Source organism: Paenibacillus alkalitolerans (genome assembly GCF_016482785.1).
Lineage (GTDB): Bacteria > Bacillota > Bacilli > Paenibacillales > YIM-B00363 > Paenibacillus_AE > Paenibacillus_AE alkalitolerans.
Map to the genome: position 1 here is coordinate 1 of NZ_JAEMXM010000059.1, position 1,453 is coordinate 1,453.

1 protein-coding gene is annotated in these 1,453 nt (G+C 45.5%); it reads right to left on the reverse strand.

What is annotated here, in order from left to right:
- Window positions 1-22: 22 nt before the first annotated feature.
- A complete protein-coding gene (locus JET16_RS29730; protein ID WP_199624859.1) occupies window positions 23-1,354 on the reverse strand; it encodes an IS3 family transposase in 1,332 nt (443 codons plus the stop codon).
- Window positions 1,355-1,453: the final 99 nt, after the last annotated feature.

Here is a 1,453-nt window from a genome sequence, read left to right on the forward strand (position 1 = left end):
TTTGAAGAAAGCCCTCGGCGGCTTAAGCAGCCAAAAGATGATTCCTGTATTCTTCAGGGGTCATCTTTTTTAATGACCATTGGTAGCGTTCAGTATTGTAGTACTGTACGTACTCATCGACACAAATACGTAATTCTTCAATTGTATCGCAGTGTCGGTAATCAAGGTCATCCTTTAAATGGCCAAAAAATGATTCCATAGAGGCATTATCCCAACAGTTGCCCTTACGGGACATGGATTGCTTGAAACCGTTCTTCTTAACCAATTTTCTGATCCTGGGGTGCGTGTAATGCATCCCTTGGTCGGAATGGAAAATAGCTTGAGAATGAACATTGCCAGCTAGACGATCAGACAGCAGGTCTAGGGTTCGCTCCACAATGGAAAGTTCAAGCGAAGAGGAGAGAAAGTGAGCCAGGATCTCTTTCGTCGTCCCATCCTTCACACATGAGAGGTAAGCCCACTGGCCTCTGCCGTAACGCATATATGTTATATCTGTAAGCAGTACTTTCGCAGGCTCCCCTTGATCGAAGCAGCGATCCAAGAGATTAGGGCACGTGGAATGCTCCTGTGTTGCCTTAGCCATCTTGCGATAAGGATTCGCTTGGCGGATCTTCGCTACAAGGCGATATTTACGCATTAATCGGCGAATTTTCTTATGATTCATGACAATGCCATCGATCTTTTCCAACCTCATTTTAATGACCAGGGCTCCTGCCTTGCCGTCCAAAGAGTTAAAGTGGGACTTTACCAGTTGGAAATCATGTTCGTCGATATGCTCCTGCTGTTGGCGATGCTCCTGGGCAGATAGCCAACTGTAGTAACCGCTTCTGCTTACTTCTGCAAGCTCACACAGGTATCTCGTCATGCGTTTCAATCGGTATTTGCGAACAACCTGTTCAATGAGTTGGAAGCGCTCGGAAGAGGATAATGCATTACGATTTTTTCTTTCGAGCGCTTCGAGCTTTTTTAGCAACTCATTCTCCGCTTGAAGAAGTTTAATTCTCGCTTCGGCCTTCTTTAGCTTTTCCTCTACCGACATCTCTCCAGCTGGCTTCCTTCCGCTAGAGCCCTTGCCTCTACGCTCTTCCAGCAGCGCTTCCTCCCCGTATTTCGCAAAAGTGGTACGCCAACGTTTCAAGCACCATTTCGGCGTTTTGGGACCAATTACAGCCGTGTCGAACCCGCCGTTAATGAATATCTCTAACGGCGTCACTCCATCGTTATATGCCAGCACCGCCGCTAATTTAAAAGCAGAAGAGTACGAAATGCTCTTCTCAGATACCTGTTGAATATTAGGATTGTCCTTTAACTGTTGCAAATCTTCCGCTGAAAACTTTATTCTCGATTTCATCATGATGTTTTACCCCACTGTCCTCATTATTCTGATTAAAACATAAATGACCCGTAAGAGGGTCACTTTTTTCAAAGTGTCCATCTTACGGGTCACAGTTCA

Bases quoted from the DNA above. Each gene is read 5' to 3' on its own strand.
- JET16_RS29730 (WP_199624859.1), bottom strand. From the start codon at position 1,354: ATGATGAAATCGAGAATAAAGTTTTCAGCGGAAGATTTGCAACAGTTA.